Genomic DNA, 20,542 nt, shown 5'->3' with positions numbered 1-20,542 from the left:
GAGGTCAGCGGGCTGTACGCACCCCGTCCAGCGCGACGGACAGGATCCGGTCGCGCTGGGCGTCGTCGTCGAAGGTTGTCGCGGTGATGCCCGAGACCATGCGCAGCAGGTCGAAGAAGTTCATGTCCGTGCGCGCCGTGCCGGTCCGCTGAGCCCGCTCGAAGAGGGGGCCGCCGGCCGCGTACATCGAATCGCGGCAGGCGGTGAAGATCTCCGACTCGTCGTTGAGCGCCTCCCGGACGGCCCGCTTGGTCACCATGTAGTCGGCGAACCGGTCGAGCCAAGTGGTCAGCGCCTCCCACGGCTCCAGGTCGGTGACCTCCTCGGCGACCTGGCACAGGGCGTTGACCTCGTCGGCGTAGACGCTCTCGAAGAGGTGCCTGCGGGTGGGGAAGTTCCGGTACAGCGTGCCGATGCCGACGCCCGCGCGTCGGGCGACGTCCTCCAGGGAGGCATCCGCGCCGTGCTCCGCGAAGGCCTCGCGGGCGGCCGCGATCAGGGCGTCGTAGTTGCGCGCCGCGTCCTTCCGGTGCGGCCGCCGGGACGCGACGATCTCGCTGACGGGGAACGACTGGGCGGTCACTGCTGCCTCCCGGGGCGGGACGAGGTTGAAGCGGAGGTATGCCTCCGCTACAGTGGAGGGGTACCTCCACTTTAACAGTGCGGGGTGCGTACGGCGTGGACGCGTGCGGCCGCACGCATCGACGACGCGACGCCACCCGCATACGGGCGGGCCCTTGGGCCACCTCGCACACGGACGGGCCCCGAGCCCGTACCCGTGCGGGTCCCGCGCCGGAGCGCATCGCCCGTCCCCCTGACACTTTCCGCGACCTCCCCCGGCTCCCGGCCGCGCCCGAAACCGGGGGGACCGCCACCCCGCGACCGTCGCCGTGCCCTGTGCTGCCCGCGGGCAGGCACCGGGCACGTACGGCCGCGGTCCGAGGCTCTCGGCCGCAACCAGTTCGGAGAGGCTCTTCATGCCCCGCAAGTCCACCCGCCTCACCTTCGCGGTCCTCGCGACCGGTGCGGGCGTGTTCTCCATGCTCCAGTCGCTGATCGCGCCGGCCCTGCCGACCGTTCAGCACGCACTGAACACCTCCCAGTCCACCGCGACCTGGGTGATGACGGCATACCTGCTGTCCGCCTCGGTCTTCACGCCGATCCTCGGCCGGGTCGGCGACCTGATCGGCAAGAAGCGCACCCTCGTCGCCGTCCTGGTGGCCGTGCTGCTTGGGTGCCTGCTCGCCGCACTCGCCCCGACCATCGGCGTACTGATCGTCGCCCGGGTCGTCCAGGGCATCGGCGGCGCGCTGTTCCCGCTGTCCTTCGGCATCATCCGGGACGAGTTCGCCGCGCACCGGGTGAGCCCCAGCATCAGCAACCTGTCCGCCGTGATCGCCGCCGGCGGCGGTGTCGGCATGGTCGCGGCCGGTCCCGTCGTGACCGCACTCGGCTACCGCTGGCTCTTCTGGCTCCCCGTCGGCATCGTCGCGGTGACCACCCTGATCGCCCTCCGGTACGTCCCCGAGTCGCCCAGCCGGGCCGAGGGCCGGGTCAACTGGCTCGGCGCCGTCCTGCTGTCGGCGTGGCTGGTGGCGCTGCTGCTGCCGCTGAGCCAGGCGGGCCAGTGGGGCTGGGGTTCCGTCCGGGTGATCGGGCTGTTCACCGCGGCCGTGGTGCTCTTCGCGCTGTGGCTGCTGGCCGAGTCCCGTTCCCGCTCCCCGCTGATCGACCTGCGTGTCATGCGACTGCCCGCCGTGTGGACCACCAACACCGCCGCGCTGCTGTTCGGCGCCGGCATGTACTCGATCTGGTCCTTCCTGCCGGGCTTCGTCCAGACACCCAGCTCCGCCGGGTACGGCTTCGGCGCGAGCGTCACCGCGTCCGGACTGCTCATGCTGCCGATGCTGATCGCGATGTTCGTCTCGGGCATCCTGAGCGGCCGGCTGGAGCCGGTACTCGGAGCGAAGAAGCTGCTCACCACCGGTGCCGCACTCGGCGCGGTTGCCTGCGGCTTCCTCGCCCTCTGGCACGACGAGCAGTGGCAGATCGCCTTCGTGTCAGGCGTCTTCGGCCTCGGCATCGGTCTGGCCTTCGCCTCGATGGCCAACCTGATCGTGGGCAGCGTCCCGGCCGAGCAGACCGGCGCCGCGACCGGCATGAACGCCAACATCCGCACCATCGGCGGATCCATCGGCGCCGCCGTGACCAGCGTCCTGGTGACCGGCCACCTACAGCCCTCGGGCCTGCCGTACGCCTCCGGCTACACCAACGGATTCACCCTGCTCGCCCTGCTCTGCCTCGCCGCGGCCCTGGCCGCGCTGCTCGTCCCGGGCCGTCGGGCGAACCGTCTGCCCCGCGTACCCCGCGCCGCCGCCGACGACCACGAGGTGTCGCGTACGGACCAGGAGACCGTCACGTCCGGCGTACGCGGCTGATGTGATCGCGGACCGCGCACCGGCCGTCGCCGAGGCCCCCGCCAGGGGTCTGGGCGACGGCCGTCACTGCTCGTCGACGGCCTGGTGCTCGTCGGAGCCGGTCAGCTTCCGGCTCTCGCCGGAGGAGGTCGCCGTCAAACTCCCGAGTATGGCGAGCAGTTCGGCGTCGCGGCTGCCCGGTTCGGCGTGGAAGACCTTGAGGATCAGGCCGTCGGTGCCGTTGATGGCCAGCTTGTTGGACTGCAGTTCGAGGTCGCCGACCTTCGGATGGCGCAGCCGCATGACGCGCGCGTGCTTGGGCCGCACGTCGTGACGGCCCCACAGCCGACGGAAACGCTCACTGCGTACGGACAGTTCGCCCACGAGTTCCACCAGGCGGGGATCGTCTACATCGGGCCCGACGTTGGCCCGCAGGGCGGCGACCCCGGCCTCGGTCAGTTCCTCCCAGTCCCGGCGCAGTTCCCTTTCGGACTCGTCGAGAAAGATGGCCCTGATGAGATTGACGCCGGGGGAGTGGTTCGGGGACAGGGCCGTCGCCAGCGCGTTGGCCGCGAGCACGTCGGTGAACCTGTTCTCGACGTACGCGGGATTGCCCGGCCAGCCGTCGATGAGCTGGAGGATGCCGGTCGGCACGGGCTCGGGCTTTCGTGAAGCCCGTCCACCGTCGCCGGCACGGCCCGGACGACGGGCCTGGGACGGGCGCGCCTGGGTCAGGCCGATCAGGTGCGCGGTGGCGGGGGCGTCCAGGTCCAGGACGTCGGCCAGGGCTTCCAGCACCTGGAGCGACGGGTTGCGGTCGCGGCCCTGCTCCAGACGCAGGTAATAGTCGGCGCTGATCCCGGCCAGCATCGCGACCTCCTCGCGCCGCAGTCCCGGCACGCGCCGCAAACCGCCGCCGCGGCGGATCCCGGCGTCCTCGGGCCGTATCAGCGCGCGGCGGGCCCGCAGGAACTCTCCGAGGGCGTTCGTGGCGTCCATGAATCAACCGTAGTTCCGTCCCGGCGCCGGTGACTGTCCCTGTCACTCCCAGGAACAGCGGGGTACTGCCGACCGCGGCCGATCAGGCGAAGAGTCGGCAAGGGCGGAGGACGAACCCGTCCACGTACATGAGGACGAACCCGTCCACGCCCACACAGACACAGAACAGCCATGGACACGCAGTGAAAGGCACCCCATGACGGACGCAACCGGCACGGTCTCCGGCGGAACCCTCACCCCGGCGGACGGTCTCACGATCACCCGCATGGGATACGGAGCCATGCAGCTGGCGGGTCCCAACGTCTTCGGGCCGCCCAAGGACCGGGACGAGGCGGTCGCGGTACTGCGGGAGGCCGTCGAGCGGGGCATCACCCACATCGACACCAGCGACTTCTACGGGCCCGTCGTCGTCAACGAGATCATCAAGGAGGCCCTGTACCCCTACCCCGCCGACCTGCGCATCGTCACCAAGGTCGGCGCCCGCCGCGGCGACGACGCCAGCTGGATCCTGTCGCGGGACCCCGAGGACCTCAAGGCCCAGGTCCACGAGAACCTCCAGCACCTCGGCGTGGACGCCCTCGACGTGGTGAACCTGCGCGTCGGCTCCAACGACGGGGGAGTTGACGAGGAGCCGCTGAGCGAGCAGTTCGGCGCACTGGCGGAGCTGCGGAAGGGAGGCCTGATCCGCCACCTCGGAGTCAGTTCCGTGTCCGACGCCCAGCTGACCGAGGCCCAGGCCATCGCCCCGGTCGTCACGGTGCAGAACCTCTACAACCTGGCCAACCGCCAGGACGACGCCCTCGTCGAACGGTGCGCGGCGGAGAACATCGCGTTCGCCGCGTTCTTCCCTCTCGGCGGCTTCAGCCCGCTGCAGTCCCAGACGCTGACCGACGTGGCCGCCCGCCTGGACGCCTCGCCCCAGCAGGTGGCCCTGGCCTGGCTGCTCCAGCGCTCCGCGACCACGGTCCTGATCCCCGGCACGTCTTCGCGGGCCCACCTGCGCGAGAACATCGCGGCGGCGGAACTGGCCCTGCCGGCCCACGAGATCGCAGAGTTGGACGGGATCGCCGGCTGATCCGGCATTGCCCAAGAGGCGCGGGACTGCATCGATATGCGGCCTTCGCCGCGTGGACGCGCCCAGCCACACACAAACCCGCAGCCAAGGGTCGTACCTCGGCTGCGGGTTTGTGTGTGGCCGGGTGCGCAGTTCCCCGCGCCCCCAAAGGCACCCCCCTACGGGGCGCCCGCGCCGGCCGGCTCCCGGTGGAGGAGCTCCACCTCCGCCGCCGCGGCCTCCCGCTCGGCGGAGCCCCGCGTCCGCCACAGCCACGCGATGTCACGGCCGAACGACCAGGTCAGCAGGCCGAGGGCGAGAGCGACGACGCCGAACGTCACGGCGTACGGGAGGATCCCCGAGCCCGCGAGCAGCAGCAGGACGCCCTGGAGGGCGGCCACCGTCTTGCGGCCCGTGCTGGGCGGGAGCGTGCCGTTCAGCCACGGCTGGAACTTCGCGGTGGCCACGAAGGCGTAGCGCATGCCGCCGATCAGGAGTGCCCAGGGGCCGACGGTCGTGGAGACGTACACGCTGAGCACCAGGATCAGGAACGCGTCGACCTCCATGTCGAAACGTGCGCCCAGTGCGGTGGAGCACCCCGTCCGGCGGGCGACCTTGCCGTCGACCGCGTCGAGGATCAGGGCGACCGCGGTGAGGGCCACCAGGACCGTCACCGGCGGCGGGCTCTGGAAGGAGTCCGCGACCAGCGCGGTGACTCCGCCGACAAGGGTGGCCCGGCCCAGGGTCACGCGGTTCGCCGGTCCGAAGGAACGGGGGCGCGTGCGATGCAGGGCGCGTGAGAGCACCGCCCACGTCGCGAGCGCGAACGCCAGTCCCGTCAGCCAGCCCACGGGCCCCATGCCGAGCGCCGTGCCGAGCACGGTGAGCAACAGAAGCTGCACACCCGCTCCCACGGCCGTCTCCTGCTGCAAGAGCCTCGCGTCATACGTGTTGTTCAGGGCCACCGCACATCCTCCGGCCAGGTGACAGAGACGATCATTGCCGCGTACCTTGTGCGCGGCTTCGCAAAGGTCGGTACGTGGCTCGCCGCCCGATCGTTCAGCCGTTTTGCTCAGCCCATTCACATGGACCACCCAGGAGGATGCCGAATGGACCGCTCCGCCCGCGCCTTCTGGCTCCGCTCGCCCGGCCTCGGCGAGATCCGGGACGCCGAACTGCCCGAACCCGCCGAGGGCGAGGTCGTGGTGCGAACACTTTTCTCAGGGGTGAGCCGCGGAACCGAGACGCTCGTCTTCCGCGGAGGCGTGCCCGAGAGCCAGCACGCCGCCATGCGGGCGCCCTTCCAGGAGGGCGATTTCCCGGGCCCGGTGAAGTACGGGTACCTGAACGTGGGAGTGGTGGAGGCGGGACCGACGGACCTCCTCGGGCGAACCGTCTTCTCCCTCTATCCCCACCAGACCCGGTTCGTCGTCCCGGCGAGCGCCGTGACGCCCGTGCCCGAGACCGTGCCCGCCTCGCGCGCCGTCCTCGCCGGAACCGTGGAGACGGCCGTCAACGCCCTGTGGGACGCGGCACCCCTGATCGGCGACCGGATCACCGTGGTCGGCGCCGGCATGGTCGGCGCGAGCGTCGCCGCACTCCTGGCCCGGTTTCCCGCGGCCCGGGTCCAACTGGTCGACGCCAACCCGGCGCGCGCCGACATCGCACGAGCCCTCGGCGTCGACTTCGCGCTCCCGGCGGACGCGGCAGGGGACCGTGACCTGGTCGTCCACGCCAGCGCCACCGAGGCCGGGCTCGCCCGTTCCCTCGAACTCCTCACACCGGAGGGCACCGTCCTCGAACTGAGCTGGTACGGCGACCGCAAGGTCAGCCTGCCGCTCGGCGAGGCGTTCCACTCCCGCCGCCTGGTCATACGCAGCAGCCAGGTCGGAACCGTCTCCCCGGCCAGAAGTGCCCGCCGCACCTACGCCGACCGCCTCGCCATCGCCCTCGACCTGCTCGCCGACCCAGCCCTCGACGCCCTGATCACCGGCGAATGCGCCTTCGAGGACCTCCCGGAGGCGATGGCGGAACTCGCCGCAGGACAGACGACAGCGCTGTGTCACCTCGTGCGGTACGACGCCACTCCCGTCCCGGATCGCGACACGCGACCCGTCGGGCCCACCAGTCACCCCGAAGACACTCCGTAGTCACCTGGTGTCCATCGGGTGACCAAGTCCTCACACCGGTAACCAACTTCGCACTCACCGTCTCTCTGTCCGCCTGTACTGGGCACCATTGGCCGAAACTCCGAGCCGAACCCCCTGAACACGGAGAACGGACCGGCCGTACTACACGGCACGCCCCGGCAGAGGGGTCAGACGCGCCGCACCTGGAGGGTCGTCCGTTGTTCAGCATCACCGTCCGCGATCACCTGATGATCGCCCACAGCTTCCGCGGAGAGGTCTTCGGACCCGCGCAGCGCCTGCACGGAGCGACGTTCCTCGTGGACGCCACGTTCCGCCGCGCCGAGCTGGACGACGACAACATCGTCGTCGACATCGGACTGGCCACCAGGGAACTCGGGGAGGTGGTGGCCGAGATGAACTACCGGAACCTCGACAACGAGCCGGTGTTCGCCGACACCAACACCTCGACGGAGTTCCTGGCCAAGGTCGTTGCCGACCGCCTCGCCGAGCGCGTGGAGAAGGGCCTGCTGGGCGAGGGCGCCCGCGGCCTGGCCGGCATCACCGTCACCCTGCACGAGTCGCACATCGCCTGGGCGAGTTACGAGCGTGCCCTGTGAGCCACAACGCCGACATCATCCCCATGTCCCTGCGCGCCATGCACTTCGTGATGCCCGGCGGAGTGGACGACCCGACCATGCCGAGCGGCGGCAACGTCTACGACGCCCGGGTCAGCCTCGACCTTCCCGGCTTCGGCTGGCAGGTCCACAAGCACGCCATCGGCGGCAGCTGGCCAAAGCCCGAGGCCCCGGCCCGCGCCGAACTGGCCCGCACCCTCGCGGACCTGGCCGACGACACCGTCGTACTCCTCGACGGCATCGTCGCCTGCGCGGTCCCCGAGATCGTCATCCCGGAGGCCGAACGGCTGCGGCTCGTCGTTCTCGTACACCTGCCGCTCGGCGACGAGACGGGACTCACGCCCGCGCTGGCCGCGGACCTGGACGCCCGGGAACGCCGCACACTGCGATCCGTGCCCGCCGTCGTCGCCACCAGCGAGTGGGCGGCCCGCAGGCTCGTCGCCCACCACGGCCTCGCGCCCGACCGGGTCCATGTCGCCGCGCCCGGCGCCGACATCGCACCCCTGGCCTCCGGTACCGACGGCGTCTCGCGGCTGCTGTGCGTCGCCTCGGTCACCCCGCGCAAGGGACAGCACCGACTGGTCGAGGCCCTCGCCACCGTCACCGACCTGCCCTGGACCTGCGTCCTCGTCGGCGGCCTCGACCACGACCCCGAGTACGTGGCCCGGCTGCGGGCGCTGATCGACCAGCACGGCCTCGGCGACCGGCTCCAGCTGGCCGGCCCGAAGTCCGGCGCCGCGCTCGACGCGAGCTACGCCTCCGCCGACCTCATGGTCCTCACCTCGTACGCCGAGACGTACGGCATGGCCGTCACCGAGGCGCTCGCCCGCGGTATCCCCGTGCTGGCCACGGACGTCGGCGGACTCCCCGAGGCGGTCGGGCGCGCGCCCGACGGCGGGGTGCCCGGACTGCTCGTGCCGCCGGAGAACCCCGCGGCCCTCGCGGCGGAGCTGCGCGGCTGGTTCGGCGAGGCCGACGTACGCCGTCGTCTGAAGGCCGCGGCGCGCGCCCGCCGGGCCTCCCTCGGAGGCTGGGCCGCCACGGCCCGGAGTCTGTCGGGTGTCCTGGGGCGACTGAAGAGCGAGGCAAGGAGGGGGGCGGCATGAGCAGTACGAGTACGACGCCGGCCGGGATTCCGGCGCACGGCACGACGGCCGAGCAGGGCCTCGACGAGGAGACGACGACCGCCTCGCTGGGACGTGGTGAGGCGACGCACACGGCAGGGCGGGGGCGTGACGGTATGACGACGACCGAGACCGAGGTTGTGGTGCCGGGCCAGGCGCGAAACGGCGAGGGGCGGGACACAGGAACGATTCGGCTCGGTGACCGCACCCGCGGTGAGGCCATCGACGACACGACCCGCTACGCCCCCGAGTGGCTGGAACTGCGCGAGCCCGTCGACGCGGCGGCCCGGGCGGCCGAGCTCCTCGACCCGCTGCGGATCCGGCTCGCGAACCTGCCGGGGCGTGGCGGGCTCGTCATCCACGACCTGGGCTGCGGCACCGGCTCCATGGGCCGCTGGCTCGCGCCCCGGCTCGACGGGCCCCAGCACTGGGTGCTGCACGACCGCGACCCGTATCTGCTGCACTTCGCCGCCGTCGGGTCGCCCCGGTCGGCCGCCGACGGCAGCCGCGTCACGGTGGAGACACAGCGCGGCGACGTCGCCCGGCTGACCGCGGACGCCCTGGCCGGCGCCTCGCTGGTGACGGCCTCCGCGCTGCTGGACGTCCTCACCCCGGACGAGATCGAGGCCCTGGCCGCCGCCTGCGCCGGAGCCGGCTGCCCCGCGCTCCTGACGCTCTCCGTGGTCGGACGCGTCGAACTCACCCCGGCCCACCCGCTGGACGACGAGATCGCCGGCGCCTTCAACGACCACCAGCGGCGCGGCGACCTGCTCGGTCCGGAGTCGATCAACGCGGCCTGCGACGCCTTCGCCCGCCACGGCGCGACGGTCCGGGTGCACCCCAGCGCATGGCGCCTGGGCCCGGACGAGTCCGCGCTGACCGCGGAGTGGCTGCGCGGCTGGGTCGGCGCGGCCGTCGAGCAGCGCCCGGAACTGGCCGCGCGCGCCGACGCCTACCTCAAGGAGCGCCTCGCGGCCTGCGAGGCGGGCGAGCTCAACGTGGTGGTGCACCACAGCGACCTGCTGGCACTGGCCCGCCCGACAGGGGGAGCCTGATGAGCACGCCGGCGATGGCGGACGAGGCACAGTCACTGGCCCTCCTGGACGACGAACTGTCGTCGGCGGTCCGTGACGGCGGTGCGGAGGAACGAGAGACCGGACGAGTACGTCTCGACGGTGAGAACGGCGGGGACGGCGAGACCGGGGCGGCACGTGCCGACGCGACGGCGGACACGCCCACCGCGGGTCCGCGCAAGACCCTGGCCCGCGTCACGGGTCCCGTCCTGGCCCGCCTCAATTCCCGCGTCCTGCGCACCCACTTCGGCACCATCGCCGGCGTCGTCATCCTCACCGTGCTCACCTGGCGGCTCGGCACCGGGGTCTTCCTGGACGGCCTGCGCCGGATCGACGGCCCGACGCTCCTCGCGGCGCTCGGCATCGGCCTGCTGACCACCGTGTTCAGCGCCTGGCGCTGGTGCGTGGTGGCCCGCGGGATGAAGCTCAGGCTGCCGCTGGGCCCGGCCGTCGCCGACTACTACCGCGCGCTGTTCCTCAACGCGGCCCTGCCGGGCGGCGTGCTCGGCGACGTGCACCGCGCGGTACGGCACGGACAGAGCGCCGGTGACGTCGGCCGCGGAGTACGCGCGGTCGTCCTGGAACGGGTCGCGGGACAGGCGGTCCTGGCCGTCGTCGGCGTGACCGTGCTGCTCACCCAGCCCTCACCGGTACTGACCGAGACCCGGCAGCTCGCCGTGCTGCTGGCCGCCGTCTCGCTGTGCGGGGTCGTCACCGTGGGCGCGGTCCGCAGCAGGGGCAGGGCGCCGCGTGCGTCCCGCCGCTACCGGGCCGTGCGCGCCGCGCTCACCGAGGCGCGCGGGGCGCTGCTGGCCCGCGGCAGCTGGCCGGGCGTCGTCATCTCGTCGGTCGTGGTGCTCGCGGGACACGTCCTGATGTTCCTGCTCGCGGCCCGGGCGGCCGGCTCGTCCGCCTCCACCGTCGAGCTGGTGCCGCTGGCACTGCTCGCCCTGATCGCCATGGGGCTGCCCCTGAACGTCGGCGGCTGGGGCCCCAGGGAGGGCGTCACCGCCTGGGCGTTCGGCGCGGCGGGTCTGGGCGCGACCCAGGGCCTGACCGTGGCCGTGGTCTACGGCGTGCTCAGCTTCGCCGCGAGCCTGCCCGGTGTCGCCGTACTGGTGGCGCGTTGGTACGCGGGGCTGCGGCGCCCGCAGGAGAGCGCGGCCGCCGAGCCGGGCCCGGACTCCCACCTGGAGTCACCGGCGCCCCGGATCTCGGCCCGCGCGGAGGGAAACGGGGACACTCAGTGCCGATCGACGACCGCAGGAAGCCCGGTCTCCGATGTCAGCAGGGAGAAGTACGCTCCGAAGGAGCCGGCCAGCGAGGCGAGGAGTTCCTTCCCCTTCTCGGCGGACGCCCTCGAAGGGCGGCCGATGACACCGGACTTGGTATAGGCCGACATGCCCAGCGTGAGCAGTTGCCGGCGGTCGTCGGCCTCGAAGTCGGAGGTCTCGTAACCCGGCCTGACCAATTCGGGATGCCTGTGCAGCAGAATGGAGGTCTCTATTTCCCCCGCGTGCATATCAGTGAGCAGCGAGGTCTCTATCCCGGCCCGCTCCCGCGCCGTCTCCCAGTCCTCGGCGGCCGGGAAAAGAGCCATCCGGGCACCGGCGGCGGTGGATTCCTGTACGACATTGCCCAACACGTAATTGCCGCCATGTCCATTGACCACGACGAGGGTGTCCACACCCGACCGACGCAGCGAGTCGGCGATGTCCCGCACCACCGCATGGAGCGTCACGGAGGAAATGCTCACCGTTCCCGGCCAGGCCGCGTGTTCGTGCGAGCAGGAGATCGTCACCGGAGGAAGGAGGTGAACGGGGAATGCGGCAGCTACTTCTTGGGCTATCGCGCAGGCGACGAGCGTGTCCGTCGACAGCGGAAGATACGCACCGTGCTGCTCGAAGCTGCCCACGGGAAGCACGGCGACCTGCCGGGCAGCACCGGCACCTCGTGCGCGTACGTCCTCCGTGGTGTCTGTCGGCAACTGTCCTGACACCGTGAGTCGTATTTCCGAACCGCCCGAATTGCCCATGTTCTCGCGACCTTTCGTCTCTGCTTAGGAACCAGAATCATGACAGAAATAGATGGCGTACTTGCCGGGAAAGCCCACTCCGCCGGTGTCGAGCGGGTCGTGAATGCCCCGCTGCCCACGGTGTACGGCGATTTCCAGGCCGTCGGCTACCTGGACCGTACCCGCGGAGACGAACAAGTGGCTCTGGTCTACGGGGACATCCAGAAAGACGGAATGCTCACGCGGCTGCACTCCGAGTGCCTCACCGGTGACGCGTTCGGATCCCGGCACTGCGAGTGCGGTCCCCAACTCTCCACCGCACTGCGGGAGATCGTGACCGAGGGGCGCGGCATCCTCATCTATCTGCGGGGCCACGAGGGCCGCGGGATCGGCCTGCTCGCCAAGCTCCAGGCGATGAAGCTCCAGTCGGAGGGCCTCGACACCGTCGAGGCGAACCTCGCGCTCGGGCTGCCCGTGGACGCCCGCGACTACGGCGTGGCCGCGGAGATGCTGCACGACCTCGGCGTCCGCTCCGTGAGACTGCTGTCCAACAACCCGCGCAAACGCGAGGCGTTGCTCCGCAACGGCATCAAGGTCGACGCGCAGGTCCCGCTGCTGATCCCGCCCTGCGAGGACAACATCACCTATCTGCGCACCAAGCGGGAGCGCCTGGACCACGACCTGCCGCACCTGGACGCGGTGGTGGGCCACCGCGTCTGACCCGACCGCCCGGCCCGCAGCCGGCCCCGCGCGCCGCGCGTCCCCAGTGGCGCGCGGCGGCCGGCGGCCGGGCAGCGGTGTGATCAGGAAGAGTGTCACCCGGACGCCCCGACCGCGGTGACATCGGCGCGGACAGGGGAAGGGAAGAGGGATGACCGACGACGTCCTCCACCTCTCCCGCGACCAGGTGGCCGCCCTGCTCGACACCGACACCGCGATCCGGTCCCAGCGAGCCGCCTTCACCGCGCTCGGGGACGGTACCGCCGAGCTGCCCGGCAAGATCATGCATCCGAGCGGGTTCGACGACAGTGTCGTGTTCGCGTACCTCGCGCGGCTGTCCGCGGGCACGGGGGCCGTCGCCAAGATCGGCAGCGTCAACCCGGGGAACGCGGCCGCCGGGCTGCCGACGATCCATGCCGTGATCAACGCGCTCGACCCGGTCACCGGGCAGCTCGTCGCCGTCATGGACGGCACGGCGGTGACGACCCTGCGCACCGCCGCGGCCAGCGCCGTCGCCTTCGACGCGCTCGCCACCCCCGACAGCGCAGAGCTGGGCCTGATCGGCTCCGGCACCCAGGCCCTCGCGCACGCACGCTCGGTCGCCCGGGTGAGGGACCTGAGAGCCGTACGGATCTGGAGCCCGTCCCCGGAGCGCAGAGCACGGGCGGCGCGGCTCCTCGCGGCCGAACTCGGGATCCCCGTCAAGGCCGTCGACTCGGCCGAGGAAGCCGTGGCCGGACTGCCCATGGTCGCCGCCTGCACCCTCAGCAGCACGCCCGTCGTCCGGGGCGAGTGGCTGGCGCCGGGGTGCACCGTCGTCAGCGTCGGATCCTTCGAGCCCAGCCGCAGCGAGGTCGACACCGAGGTCGTACGGCGGGCCGCGGCCGTCGTCGTCGACGACCCCGAGACCGCGGCGGAGCACGCGGGGCCGGTCGTGGAAGCGCTGCGCTCCGGGACGCTCGCCCCGGACGACCTGATCCCGCTCGGCGGGGTACTCACCGGCCGCCGCGAGGGACGCACGACCGGGCGGGACATCGTCTACTACAACAGCGTCGGCATCGGCATCCAGGACGCCGCCGCGGCCTGGGCCGTCATCGACGCCGCCCGCGATCAGGGAGTGCGCTGATGACCCGTGTTCCCGGACGCGCGGGAGTCGTCGTCATCGGCGGCGGGGTGATGGGCACGAGCATCGCGTACCACCTGGCGCGCGCCGGAGTGCCGGACGTGGTGCTCGTCGAGCGGGACGAACTCGCGTCCGGGTCCACCTCGCGGGCCGCGGGCGGAGTGCGCGCGCAGTTCTCCGACGAGCTCAACATCAAGCTGGGCGCGCGCAGCCTGGAGGCGTTCGCCAACTTCGGCGAGGAGACGGGCCACGACATCGGGCTGCACCGCGTCGGCTACCTCTTCCTGCTGTCGACACCGGAGGAGGTCGAGGCGTTCGAGGCCGGGGTGCGGCTGCAGAACGGACTCGGTGTGCCCAGCCGCATGCTGGACCCGGCCGAGGCACGCCGCCTCTCGCCGCTGATCACCACCGACGGACTGCTGGCCGCCGCCTTCTCCCCGGACGACGGCCACTGCACCCCCGAGGCCGTGGTCCACGGATACGCGGCGGCAGCCCGCCGCCACGGCGCGAAGGTCGTACGCCACTGCGAGGTCACCGGTATCGAGACGCGCGGCGACGACATCACGGCCGTCGACACCGCTCTGGGCCGGATCGACACGTCTGCCGTCGTCTGCGCGGCGGGCGCCTGGTCGCGGGCCGTCGGCGCGATGGCCGGCGTGGACCTCCCGGTGGAACCGCTGCGCCGCCAGATCGCCGTCACCGAACCCGTCCCGGACCTCCCGCCCGACCTCCCCATGACCATCGACTTCACCAGCAGCCTCTACTTCCACACCGAGGGCCCGGGCCTCCTCGTCGGCATGTCCGACCCCGACGAGGAGACCGGCTTCGCCACCGAGACCCACGACCGCTGGATCCCCCGCCTCTGCGAGGCCATGGAGCACCGCGCACCCGCCCTGCTCGACCTGCGCAGGACGGGCGGCTGGGCGGGCCTGTACGAGATCACCCCCGACCACAACGCGCTGATCGGAGAGGCCAGTTCGGTCTCCCGCTTCCTGTACGCGACCGGGTTCTCCGGGCACGGCTTCCTCCAGGGGCCCGCCGTGGGCGAGGTCGTCCGCGATCTCTTCCTGGGGCATGATCCCTTCGTCGACATCACCCCGCTGCGTGCCGAACGGTTCGCCGCCGATGCCCTGAGACCGGAGGTCAACCTCGTATGACCGAACTCCACTTGTGGCTGCGCCACGAGACCCGCACGACCGAGCGACGTACCCCGATCGTGCCGTCCGACGCCCGACGGCTCCTTGAGAACGGCGTGACGCTCACCGTCGAGGACTCCCCGCAGCGCGTCTACCCGACCGGGGCGTACGAGGAGGCGGGCTGCCGTGTCGTCGAGGCGGGCTCCTGGGTCGACGCCCCGGCGGACGCGGTGATCGTCGGTCTCAAGGAACTCCCGGACGGACCAAGCGAGTTGAGGCACCGGCATCTCTTCTTCGGGCACGCGTACAAGGCGCAGCCCGGGGCGGAGGCGTTGCTGCGACGGCTCGCCGCCGGGGGAGGGACGCTGTTCGACCTGGAGTACCTGGTGGACGACAACGGCCGCAGGCTCGCAGCCTTCGGCTACTGGGCGGGCTATGTGGGCGCGGCCCTCGCGGTACTGCACCACCGGGGCAGGCTGAGCGCTCCACTGCGGCCGGCGTCCAAGAAGGAACTGGACGCCGAACTCCAACCTGCCCCCGGCGACGAGGAGTTCGCATCACTGGTGATCGGCGCGCTCGGCCGCTCCGGACGCGGTGCGCGGGCCGCGCTCGCCGAGGCGGGGCTCGACCCCACCTGCTGGGACCTCCCCGAGACCCGCGACCTGGACCGACAGGCCCTGCTGGAGCACGAGTTGATGGTGAACACCGTGCTCACCACCGGGCCGAGCACCCCCTTCCTCACGGACAAGGACATGGACGAGCCGGGCCGTCGGCTGCGCACGGTCTGCGACGTGACCTGTGACGTCGGCTCCCCCTACAACGTCCTGCCGGTCTACGACACGGTCACGGACTGGTCCGCCCCCGTGCGGCGCCTGCACGAACGGCCCGCCCTCGACCTCATCGTCATCGACAACCTGCCGTCCCTGCTGCCCAAGGAGGCGAGCTGGGACTTCTCGGCTGCGCTGACGCGACAGCTCCTGGAGTTCGGGGTGGCCGGGACCTGGGGACGCAACCTGGACAGGTTCCACCAGGCATGCCGTGAACTCGGCCTGACACAAGGGGAGTCCCGCGATGGCTGAGACCGCCGCCCGGCCTGCCGGCGTCCCCGCCTCCGGCACCGTCCACTGGATCGGCGCGGGCCTGTCCACCGGCAGCGGTCTCGCCGCGCTGTGCGACGCGGCCGACCGCGTACGTCTGTGGCACCGCACCGAGGAGCGGGCCGCGCAGGGCCTGGAGGCTCTCGGTCTCACCGGCCGCGCCGAGCCCCGCGCGTACACGCTCCAAGCCCTCACCGCCGAACTGGCGCCCGGTGACGTGGTGGTCTCCATGCTCCCGGCGCCCGAACACGCGCCCCTGCTCGCCGCCTGTGTGAGCCGCGGGGCCCACTTCGCCTGCTCCAGCTATGTCTCGGACGCGGTCCTCGACCAGGTCCCCGCCGCCACGGCCGCCGGGGTCGTCGTCCTCACCGAGGCCGGCCTCGACCCGGGCATCGACCACCTCTTCGCGCACAGCCTCATCGCCCGGGCCCGCGAGGAGATCGGCGCCGACACGGCCGCCGAGGTGAGCCTCACCTCGTACTGCGGAGGCATCCCGGCCGTCCCGAACGACTTCAGGTACCGCTTCAGCTGGGCCCCGGCGGGCGTCCTCAACGCCCTGCGCTCGCCCGCCCGTTACATCGAGGCCGGCGCCGAGACCACGGCCCCGCGCCCCTGGGAGGTCACACGCCCCCACGTGGTGGACGGCGAACCGTTCGAGGTCTACCCCAACCGCGACAGCCTCCCCTTCGTCGACCAGTACGGACTGCCCCCGGCCTGGAAGCCGCAGACCTTCGTCCGCGGCACGCTGCGCCTCGACGGCTGGCTCGACGCCTGGCAGCCCGTCTTCGAGGAACTCCGCCACGGCGACGACCGGCGAATCACCGCCCTCGCCCAGGAGTTGGCCGCCCGCTACCCGACCACCGACGCCGACCGCGACCGCGTCGTCCTCGCCGTCTCCCTGGATGTAAGCGACGGCTCGGACCGCACCTGGTCGGGCCGCTACCTGCTGGATCTGGAGGGAGACGAGGAGGAGAGCGCGATGGCCCGGTGCGTGTCGCGGACGCTGGCACTCGGGGTGCGGCGGATCCTCCACGACGGCCTGCCGCCCGGCCTCAACAGGGCCGCGGAGACGGCCGAGCGTTCCGAGGACTGGCTCGCCGAACTCGCCCGGGACGGCGTCGACTTCACGCTGCGCACAGGTGGGCCCTCCTGACGTCCGGGGAGCACCCGTGACGAGACCTGCCGCTACGGTTGATCCTTCAGGGCGTCGGGAACGGGGAGTGCGGGATGCTGGAGCCCATGTCGGTGGCCGCCGTGGCGGGTGTGCTCGGGGCCGTGGGCTCCGGGATGGCCAACGAGGCCGGGAAGTGGGCCTGGGAGTCGGCCGGCGGGCTCGTACGGAGGATCGCCGGGCGTGAGGTGGCCGCGCCCGCGAACCCGGCCGAGGTCGAGGCCGTGGCACGGGTCGTCCACGAAGGAGTGCTCGGCGATCCACGACTCGCCCGCGCCTGGGCCGAGTTCGCGGGCGGAGTACGGCCGCCCGGCGGTACGGTCGGGCGGCCCTGTCTGCCCCCGTCCATACGGTCCTTCACCGACCGGCGGGACGCGCTGAAGCGGCTCGACGAGGAGGCCCGGCGCAAGGCCGACGGCCGGCCCCGGCTCGCGCTGCTGCACGGGCCGGAGGGCATGGGCGTCACCACACTCGCCACACACTGGGGCGTACGGGCGGCCGAGCTGTTCCCGGACGGCCAGCTCCATGTGGACCTGAGCGGCGGCGGCACGGGCACACCCCTCGACGCGGCACGGGTGCTCGGCGAGGTGCTGCGACAACTCGGCCTGAGAGAGGAGGAGTTGCCGCCCGCCTTCACCGAGCGGCGAGAGCTCTTCCGCCGGTACGCGGCCGACCGGCGACTGCTGGTCATCCTCGATCACGCGCGGTCCGCCGCCCAGGTGGAGCCGGTGATCGGCTCGGCGCCCGGGGTCTTCACGATCGTCGGCGCCCGGCATCGTCTGACGGGCCTGGACGCCCTGTCGATCCCGGTGGGGCCGCTCACCGAACGGGACTCGGAGCGGCTGCTGGCCGCCCTCGTCGACAAGCCCGCCCTCGCGGCCGCCCGCGCCACGGTGCCGTCCCTGCTGGCCCGGGCCGCGGGTTCGCCGTACGCCATCAAGGCCGCCGTCCCCCGACTCTCCGCACCCGCGCCGGAGGCTCCTGCCGTGTCGCCCGAGACCGATCCCGTACGCGCCGCCGCCGAGGACTCGTACCGGCTGCTGGCACCCGGCGCGGCACGGCTCTACCGGCTGGCTGCGCTGTGCGATCTGCCCGCGCTCGACGCGACGGGAGCCGCCCGGGCCGCCGGTCTCCAACAGGCCGAGGCGGACCGGTGGTTGGCGGAACTCGCCGAAGCCATGCTGCTGGAGCGGGTGGGCGACGGACGCTACCGCTACCGGGAGGGCGTACGTGCCCACGCCGAGGCCGCCGCGGCGCGCGAGGACGGGATCGTCGCCTGCTCGGCTGCGATGAACCGGACCATCGAGGGACATCTGCTGTCGGCGGTGAGCGCGGCGCGGGTGGTGCTGCCAGAGAGCTGGCGGATTCCGGAGTTGCCCGCCGGGGCGGCTGCCGTGCCGTACGCCGACCGGGGTGCGGCACTCGACTCGCTGGCCGCCGAGGCGGGCAACCTGGTGCGTGTGATGGGCCTCGCCGAAGAATTTGGCGACGCGGACACCGTCGTACGGCTCGGTCGGGCGCTCTGGCCGCTCCAGCTCAAGGCGGGACACCACGACGTCCTGCTGCCCGCGCTGCGCATCGCCGTACGGGCGGCCGACGAGCGCTTCCCCGGCACGCGCGAGGCAGGGGCGCTGCATGCCCAACTCGCGCACACCCTCACCGAGTCGCGTCTCTGGGACGAGGCGGAGCACGAGGCTCGCGCCGCGGCGCGGGACGAACGAGCCGCCGGGCATCCGCGCGGGCACGCCTCCGCCGTCGAGTTCCTGGGGCTGCTTCGGTTGAGGCAGTGGCGGTTCCAGGAGGCGTACGACTGCTTCGAGGAGTCGTACGGGATCTACGGAGGGATCGGTCCCGAGGACGAGGGCGCCGGTGATCTGCCGCGTGCCCTGGCCCTGTTGGAGCGGCACCGGGGGCGGGCGCTGCGCGGGCTTCAGCGACGGGCCGAGGCACGGGAGAGGCTGGAGCGTGCGCTGGCGTTCTTCCGGGAGAGCGGCGAGGCCTACAACAGGGCGCGCACACTCACTGACCTTGCCGAAACCCTTCTGGACGGCGAGGAGTTCGCGCAGGCGCTGCCCCTCGTCGACGAGGCGATCGCCGCACTCACCCCGGAGAAGGCCGAGTACCACCTCGCGTATCTGCGGACGTTGCGGGAGAGGTGCGTCGCCGTCAGGCCGGAGTGACCCGGACGGACGTGATCTGTACGGAGTGAACGGCCGCGCCGGTCCGGACGGTCAGGCCCTCCGGCATCAGCTCCTCCACCGACTTGCCCGCCGCGAGCCAGGCGTGAAGCGCCGAGGCGTAGACGGAGGGGTCGGCGGTCGACTCGGTCGTGAGATGGAGGAGTCGGCTGTCACGGGTGCGAACCGTGCATGCGCTGGGGGACGTCACGTACGCCGCCAGGGCGCTGTGCGGGTGGCGGAGGAGGGTCTCGGCCGTCCACCGAGCCGGGGGGCCGAAGCGGGGATCGGTGGCCGAGCCCTCGCGGAACACCACGTCTGCGATGGCGAGTTGGGCCGGGTCCCGGGTGTCCTCGTGCACGGCCAGGTGGACCTCGCCGTCGCCGGGCGGGTGGGAACTCGGCTCGGAGCGCGGGTCGGCGTACCGCTCCACCGTGACCTCGCCTGAGCCCCGCAGCCAGGTCAGAACCCTCAACGGGGCGGTACGGGACGGGGGTTCGTACGGAGGCAGCGGGAGCGGTTCGAGGAGGGCCGGCCCGTCCGGCTCGGGCAGACCCAGCTGTCCGTAGAAGAGGCGGCGCAGCCGGGCCGCCGACCCGCCGGGGTGCGAGGTGGTGAACTCCGCCGGGCCCGGCAGGGGTTGGTGCTCGGAGATCAGCGCGTCCAGTTGCGGGCGCAGGGGAGCCGTGGCGTTCAGCCGGGGCGCTTCCCGCACGAAGTCCGAGATCGGCGCGTCGGGATCGAGCGCGGCCAGGGGAGCCGCGCCCAGGAGTACGGGGGTGCCGAGCGCGGCGGCGTAGTAGGTGACCGAGCCGTGGTCGCCGATCACCGCGTCGGCGGCGAGCAGGGCCTGCCGCCAGCCGTCGAGGGGGTCGACCAGGGTGAGGCCGGCGCGGCGGGCGCGGTCCAGCCAGATACGGATCTGGCCGGGGCTGTGCCCGTACCAGATGTTGGGGTGGAGGACGGCCGCGACGCGGTACTCGTCGGCGGGGAGTTCGGAGGTCAGCCGGGGGAGGAGGGCAGGCAGGAGGTCGTCACCGCCGTCGCCGAACAACGACTCCGTGTGCCAGGTGGAGTTGAGGAGCACCAGTCGCTGGCCGGGGTGTGTGCCGAGGGCCCCCCGGTAGCGCTCGCGATTCCCGCGCGCCGCCAGGACGCGGTCGAAGCAGGGGTCTCCGGCGAGCACCGCCGTGTGCACCGCCTCGGGACAGGCCGCCCGCAGTCGCTCCAACTGCTCGGGGTGGGACAGCACCAGCGCGTCCGCGACCGGCGCCCCGTCCTCGCCGAGCAGCCACTCCCGCGACAGCCCGAACACGGGCGCACTCCCGGCTCCCGGCTCCCGGCTCCCAATGTCCGGTGTCCGGTGTCCGGTGTCCGGTGTCCGGTGTAGCCAGCCTCTTAGTGTAGCCAACTCCGTGGGACAATATGGTCAATTGGCCTGAAAGTGCGGCCAGTTGGCCGCCGAAGCTTGCCGAGATCGCCAGCTGCACCGGCAGGCGAAGCGCCTGTTCCCACGGCACCACCGGCACACCGACCTCCGCGAACAGCTCCGCGAGACCCGCGCGGAACGCGGAGGATCCGGGAGTCGTCGCGAGGAGCTGTACCCGGAGGTCGTCGTGGAACAGCGGCAGGACGTCCAGGAGCCGCGTCGCCGCGGTGACGTTGTGCACGAC

The 20,542-nt window shown here is 72.3% G+C and carries 17 protein-coding genes and 1 pseudogene; 13 read left to right on the top strand and 5 right to left on the bottom strand.

What is annotated here, in order from left to right; all coding sequences use genetic code 11:
- Positions 1-4: 4 nt before the first annotated feature.
- Complete coding sequence (locus ACH4YP_RS03365; protein ID WP_398489117.1) at positions 5-583, bottom strand: TetR/AcrR family transcriptional regulator; 579 nt, start codon at positions 581-583, stop codon at positions 5-7.
- Positions 584-977: 394 nt separating this feature from the next.
- Between ACH4YP_RS03365 and ACH4YP_RS03360 the strand changes: the two genes are divergently transcribed.
- Positions 978-2,438 carry an MFS transporter gene (locus tag ACH4YP_RS03360; RefSeq protein ID WP_361061572.1) on the top strand — a complete coding sequence of 487 codons (1,461 nt, stop codon included), beginning with the start codon at positions 978-980 and terminating at the stop codon, positions 2,436-2,438.
- A 63-nt stretch (positions 2,439-2,501) separates the two neighbouring features.
- On the opposite strand, the gene ACH4YP_RS03355 is transcribed toward ACH4YP_RS03360, so the two are convergent.
- The gene (locus tag ACH4YP_RS03355) at positions 2,502-3,416 is read right to left on the bottom strand and encodes a helix-turn-helix transcriptional regulator (RefSeq protein ID WP_361061570.1); all 915 of its coding nucleotides are present in this window, start codon (positions 3,414-3,416) and stop codon (positions 2,502-2,504) included.
- A gap of 196 nt (positions 3,417-3,612) precedes the next feature.
- Between ACH4YP_RS03355 and ACH4YP_RS03350 the strand changes: the two genes are divergently transcribed.
- Positions 3,613-4,491 (top strand): oxidoreductase, encoded by an 879-nt coding sequence (locus tag ACH4YP_RS03350; protein WP_361061568.1) that lies wholly within the window; start codon positions 3,613-3,615, stop codon positions 4,489-4,491.
- A gap of 158 nt (positions 4,492-4,649) precedes the next feature.
- Here ACH4YP_RS03350 and ACH4YP_RS03345 read toward each other — a convergent pair whose 3' ends face one another.
- The gene (locus ACH4YP_RS03345; RefSeq protein WP_398489115.1) at positions 4,650-5,435 is read right to left on the bottom strand and encodes a CDP-alcohol phosphatidyltransferase family protein; all 786 of its coding nucleotides are present in this window, start codon (positions 5,433-5,435) and stop codon (positions 4,650-4,652) included.
- 144 nt (positions 5,436-5,579) lie between these two features.
- Between ACH4YP_RS03345 and ACH4YP_RS03340 the strand changes: the two genes are divergently transcribed.
- From ACH4YP_RS03340 to ACH4YP_RS03320, 5 genes and pseudogenes are all read left to right on the top strand, one after another.
- Complete coding sequence (locus ACH4YP_RS03340; RefSeq protein ID WP_361072718.1) at positions 5,580-6,620, top strand: zinc-binding alcohol dehydrogenase; 1,041 nt, start codon at positions 5,580-5,582, stop codon at positions 6,618-6,620.
- A 197-nt stretch (positions 6,621-6,817) separates the two neighbouring features.
- Positions 6,818-7,216, top strand: a complete 399-nt coding sequence (locus ACH4YP_RS03335) for a 6-carboxytetrahydropterin synthase (RefSeq protein WP_189839644.1) — start codon at positions 6,818-6,820, stop codon at positions 7,214-7,216.
- Between the two features lie 23 nt (positions 7,217-7,239).
- A complete protein-coding gene (locus ACH4YP_RS03330; protein ID WP_398489470.1) occupies positions 7,240-8,340 on the top strand; it encodes a glycosyltransferase family 4 protein in 1,101 nt (366 codons plus the stop codon).
- Positions 8,337-9,413 (top strand): class I SAM-dependent methyltransferase, encoded by a 1,077-nt coding sequence (locus ACH4YP_RS03325; RefSeq protein ID WP_361072721.1) that lies wholly within the window; start codon positions 8,337-8,339, stop codon positions 9,411-9,413. The genes ACH4YP_RS03330 and ACH4YP_RS03325 overlap by 4 nt, the downstream gene beginning before the upstream one ends.
- Positions 9,413-10,471 (top strand): annotated as a pseudogene (locus tag ACH4YP_RS03320) (lysylphosphatidylglycerol synthase transmembrane domain-containing protein); the annotation flags it as partial. The gene ACH4YP_RS03325 and the pseudogene ACH4YP_RS03320, both read left to right, overlap by 1 nt.
- Before the next feature lie 203 nt (positions 10,472-10,674).
- Here the strand turns inward: ACH4YP_RS03320 and ACH4YP_RS03315 are convergent.
- A complete protein-coding gene (locus ACH4YP_RS03315; RefSeq protein WP_361072724.1) occupies positions 10,675-11,466 on the bottom strand; it encodes a creatininase family protein in 792 nt (263 codons plus the stop codon).
- Positions 11,467-11,505: 39 nt separating this feature from the next.
- On the opposite strand from ACH4YP_RS03315, the gene ribA reads away from it, so the two are divergent.
- The 6 genes from ribA (at position 11,506) to ACH4YP_RS03285 (ending at position 18,872) form a co-directional block, all read left to right on the top strand.
- Positions 11,506-12,165 carry a GTP cyclohydrolase II gene (gene ribA, locus ACH4YP_RS03310; RefSeq protein ID WP_398489113.1) on the top strand — a complete coding sequence of 220 codons (660 nt, stop codon included), beginning with the start codon at positions 11,506-11,508 and terminating at the stop codon, positions 12,163-12,165.
- A gap of 151 nt (positions 12,166-12,316) precedes the next feature.
- On the top strand, positions 12,317-13,291 hold the full coding sequence (locus tag ACH4YP_RS03305; protein ID WP_398489111.1) for an ornithine cyclodeaminase family protein: 975 nt from the start codon (positions 12,317-12,319) through the stop codon (positions 13,289-13,291).
- Complete coding sequence (locus ACH4YP_RS03300) at positions 13,291-14,445, top strand: NAD(P)/FAD-dependent oxidoreductase (RefSeq protein ID WP_398489109.1); 1,155 nt, start codon at positions 13,291-13,293, stop codon at positions 14,443-14,445. The genes ACH4YP_RS03305 and ACH4YP_RS03300 overlap by 1 nt, the downstream gene beginning before the upstream one ends.
- The gene (locus tag ACH4YP_RS03295) at positions 14,442-15,503 is read left to right on the top strand and encodes a saccharopine dehydrogenase (protein ID WP_398489107.1); all 1,062 of its coding nucleotides are present in this window, start codon (positions 14,442-14,444) and stop codon (positions 15,501-15,503) included. Before ACH4YP_RS03300 ends, ACH4YP_RS03295 begins: the two co-directional genes overlap by 4 nt.
- Positions 15,496-16,674: a saccharopine dehydrogenase family protein gene (locus ACH4YP_RS03290; RefSeq protein WP_398489106.1), complete on the top strand. Its 1,179-nt coding sequence runs from the start codon at positions 15,496-15,498 to the stop codon at positions 16,672-16,674. The genes ACH4YP_RS03295 and ACH4YP_RS03290 overlap by 8 nt, the downstream gene beginning before the upstream one ends.
- A 74-nt stretch (positions 16,675-16,748) precedes the next feature.
- Complete coding sequence (locus ACH4YP_RS03285; RefSeq protein ID WP_398489104.1) at positions 16,749-18,872, top strand: tetratricopeptide repeat protein; 2,124 nt, start codon at positions 16,749-16,751, stop codon at positions 18,870-18,872.
- Here the strand turns inward: ACH4YP_RS03285 and ACH4YP_RS03280 are convergent.
- Positions 18,859-20,184 carry a hypothetical protein gene (locus ACH4YP_RS03280; RefSeq protein ID WP_398489102.1) on the bottom strand — a complete coding sequence of 442 codons (1,326 nt, stop codon included), beginning with the start codon at positions 20,182-20,184 and terminating at the stop codon, positions 18,859-18,861. The genes ACH4YP_RS03285 and ACH4YP_RS03280 overlap by 14 nt on opposite strands.
- Positions 20,185-20,542: the final 358 nt, after the last annotated feature.

Source organism: Streptomyces sp. NPDC020747 (genome assembly GCF_044334695.1).
Classification (GTDB): Bacteria; Actinomycetota; Actinomycetes; order Streptomycetales; family Streptomycetaceae; genus Streptomyces.
The sequence above is the reverse complement of the archived record's forward strand: the minus strand, read 5'-3'. Positions and strand labels throughout refer to the sequence as shown.

What these genes read in the sequence shown, in the direction of transcription:
- ACH4YP_RS03355 (WP_361061570.1), bottom strand. Translation starts at nt 3,416, where the DNA reads ATGGACGCCACGAACGCCCTCGGAGAGTTCCTGCGGGCCCGCCGCGCG.
- ACH4YP_RS03330 (WP_398489470.1), top strand. Translation starts at nt 7,240, where the DNA reads ATGTCCCTGCGCGCCATGCACTTCGTGATGCCCGGCGGAGTGGACGAC.
- ribA (WP_398489113.1), top strand. Translation starts at nt 11,506, where the DNA reads ATGACAGAAATAGATGGCGTACTTGCCGGGAAAGCCCACTCCGCCGGT.
- ACH4YP_RS03325 (WP_361072721.1), top strand. Translation starts at nt 8,337, where the DNA reads ATGAGCAGTACGAGTACGACGCCGGCCGGGATTCCGGCGCACGGCACG.
- ACH4YP_RS03305 (WP_398489111.1), top strand. Translation starts at nt 12,317, where the DNA reads ATGACCGACGACGTCCTCCACCTCTCCCGCGACCAGGTGGCCGCCCTG.
- ACH4YP_RS03340 (WP_361072718.1), top strand. Translation starts at nt 5,580, where the DNA reads ATGGACCGCTCCGCCCGCGCCTTCTGGCTCCGCTCGCCCGGCCTCGGC.
- ACH4YP_RS03315 (WP_361072724.1), bottom strand. Translation starts at nt 11,466, where the DNA reads ATGGGCAATTCGGGCGGTTCGGAAATACGACTCACGGTGTCAGGACAG.
- ACH4YP_RS03295 (WP_398489107.1), top strand. Translation starts at nt 14,442, where the DNA reads ATGACCGAACTCCACTTGTGGCTGCGCCACGAGACCCGCACGACCGAG.
- ACH4YP_RS03360 (WP_361061572.1), top strand. Translation starts at nt 978, where the DNA reads ATGCCCCGCAAGTCCACCCGCCTCACCTTCGCGGTCCTCGCGACCGGT.
- ACH4YP_RS03290 (WP_398489106.1), top strand. Translation starts at nt 15,496, where the DNA reads ATGGCTGAGACCGCCGCCCGGCCTGCCGGCGTCCCCGCCTCCGGCACC.
- ACH4YP_RS03350 (WP_361061568.1), top strand. Translation starts at nt 3,613, where the DNA reads ATGACGGACGCAACCGGCACGGTCTCCGGCGGAACCCTCACCCCGGCG.
- ACH4YP_RS03285 (WP_398489104.1), top strand. Translation starts at nt 16,749, where the DNA reads ATGCTGGAGCCCATGTCGGTGGCCGCCGTGGCGGGTGTGCTCGGGGCC.
- ACH4YP_RS03300 (WP_398489109.1), top strand. Translation starts at nt 13,291, where the DNA reads ATGACCCGTGTTCCCGGACGCGCGGGAGTCGTCGTCATCGGCGGCGGG.